The 2,766-nt window shown below is 75.8% G+C and carries 1 protein-coding gene; it reads left to right on the forward strand.

Annotation, left to right across the window (positions count from 1 at the left end):
- On the forward strand, positions 1-2,766 hold a 2,766-nt coding region (locus AB0I21_RS57325; protein WP_360574480.1), incomplete at both ends, for an amino acid adenylation domain-containing protein.

Raw genomic sequence — 2,766 nt, forward strand, 5'->3', positions numbered from 1 at the left:
GGCCACCATCACCGGCGCCGACATCGCCTCGGCCGAGGCCGCCCGCTCTGAGCAGGGCATGTGGGTGGTGGTCGCGTCGTTCCGCCCCGACGCGCTGGACGCCGCGACCCTCGACCGGGTCCTGGCCGGGTGGAACGACACGGCCGCGGCGATCCCGGCCGAAACGGTGCCGGAGCAGATCGCGGCGCAGGCGGCCAGGACCCCGGACGCGACGGCGGTGCTGTGCGACGGCGTCGCGGTGACGTACCGGGAGCTGGAGCGCCGGGCCGGACGGCTCGCCCGGTCCCTCGCCGCGCGGGGCGTGCGGCCCGGGTCCGTGGTCGGGCTGTGCCTGCCACGCGGCGCCGACATGGTCGTGGCGATCCTCGCCGTGTGGAAGGCAGGCGGCGCCTACCTGCCGATCGACCCCGGCTACCCGGCGGACCGGATCGCGTTCATGGTCGCCGACGCCGCGCCGGTGTGCGTCCTGACCGACCGGCCGACCGCCGCGGCGCTGTCCGGGACGCTGACCGGGATCGCGTCGGTGGTGGTCCTCGACGACGACACCCCCGCCGCGGACGCGGCGCTGCCCGACCGGCTGCCGGCGGAGCGGGTCGCGTACCTCATCTACACGTCCGGGTCGACCGGGACGCCGAAGGGTGTCGCGGTGTCGCACGCGGCGCTGGCGAACTCCGCGGCGGCGTTCCGGCCGGTGTTCGGGGTCGCGCCCGGCGCCGGGGTGCTGCAGTTCGCGTCGTTCAGCTTCGACGCCTCGGTCCTCGACCTGGCGGTCACGCTGACGGCCGGCGCCCGCCTCGTCGTCGCGACGGCGGCGGAACGCGCCGACATGGCGCTGCTGCGCGACCTCGTCGCGTCCGCCCGGGTCGAGATCACCAGCGTGGTGCCGAGCCTGCTGGAGGCGTTGACGCCGCAGGACCTGGCGTCCGTCCGCCGGCTCGTGGTCGGCGCCGAGGCGATCTCGGCGCGGCAGGCCGCGGTGTGGTCGGCCGGGCGGGACCTCGTCAACACGTACGGGCCGACCGAGGCGGCGGTGATGGTCGCCGCCGGCACCGTCGACATGCGGCGGGCGCCCGGCGCGGTCGTGCCGTTCGGGCGGCCGGCGGCCAACAGCCGGCTGTTCGTGCTCGACGACCGTCTCCAGCCGGTGCCGGCCGGTGTCCCCGGCGAGCTCTACGTCGCCGGCGCGCAACTGGCGCACGGGTACGTCAACCGCCCGGCCCTGACCGCGGAGCGGTTCGTCGCCGACCCGTTCGACCCGTCCGGCGGCGGCAGGCTGTACCGGACCGGCGACGTCGTCCGGTGGACCGGCGACGGTGAGCTGGCCTTCGTCGGCCGCGCCGACCAGCAGGTGAAGATCCGCGGGTTCCGGATCGAGCCGGGCGAGATCGAGACCGTGATCGCCGCGCACCCGCGGGTGGCGCAGGTCGCCGTCATCGCCCGGGAGGACGCCGCCGGGGAGAAGCGTCTCGTCGCCTACGTCGTCGGCGAGGCGGACGGGCTGCGGGAGTTCGTCGCGGAGCGGCTGCCGGAGTACATGGTGCCCGCCGCCGTCGTCGTCGTGGCCGCGCTGCCGCTGTCCCCGAACGGCAAGCTCGACCGCAAGGCCCTGCCCGCGCCGGACTTCGCGGCTGTCGCCGGCGGCGGCCGGGCCCCGGCCGGCGTCCGGGAGGAGCTGCTCTGCCTGGCGTTCGCCGAGGTGCTCGGCCTCGACGCCGTCGGGGTCGACGACGACTTCTTCGCCCTCGGCGGGCACTCGCTGCTCGCCGTCCGCCTGATCAGCCGGGTCCGGGCGGTCTTCGGGGTCGAGCTGCCGCTGCGGGCGCTGTTCGACGCGCCGACGCCGGCCCGGCTGGCGTCCGGGCTGCCGGGCGCCTCGGCGGGCCGGCCGGCGCTGACGCCGCGGGAGCGGCCCGAGCGGATGCCGCTGTCGCACGCGCAGCAGCGTCTCTGGTTCATCGAGCAGCTGGAAGGCCCGAGCACGACCTACAACATCGCGATGGTGCTGCACCTGAGCGGCGCCGTCGACACCGCGGCGCTCGACGCGGCGCTGCGGGACGTGATCGGCCGGCACGAGGTGCTGCGCACCGTCTATCCCGCCGTCGACGGCCGCCCCTACCAGCGTGTGATCGCGCCCGCCGACCTGCGGTGGCGGCTGCACCTGGCAGACGTCGCGCCGGCGGGCCGGGCCGAGGCGGTGGCGGCGGCCATGCGGCACACCTTCGACCTGGCCGCCGACCTGCCGATCCGGGCCAGCCTGGTCGGCGACGGCTCCGATGAGCGGGTCCTGGTCGTCCTCGTCCACCACATCGCCGGCGACGGCTGGTCGACCGGCCCCCTCGCCAGGGACGTGTCGGCGGCGTACGCGGCACGCACCGGCGGGTCGGCGCCCACCTGGACCCCGCTGCCGGTGCAGTACGCCGACTACGCCCTGTGGCAGCGGGAGCTGCTCGGCGACCGGGACGACCCGGAGAGCCTGATGTCGCGGCAGGTGGCGTTCTGGCGGGAGGCGCTGGAGGGTGCGCCGCAGGAGCTGGCGTTGCCGTTCGACCGGCCGCGGCCGGCGGCCAGCGGCTACCTCGGGCATGCCGTCACGTTCACCGTGGCGGCCGCGACGCACGCGCGGTTGAACGAGTTGGCGCGGGCGTATGGCGTGACGTTGTTCATGGTGTTTCAGGCTGTGTTCGGGGTGGTGTTGTCGAGGCTGGGTGCGGGTCGGGATGTGCCGATCGGGACGGTGGTCGCGGGTCGTACCGACGAAGGCTTGGA

It is taken from the genome of Dactylosporangium sp. NPDC050588, assembly GCF_040654975.1.
Classification (GTDB): domain Bacteria; phylum Actinomycetota; class Actinomycetes; order Mycobacteriales; family Micromonosporaceae; genus Dactylosporangium; species Dactylosporangium maewongense.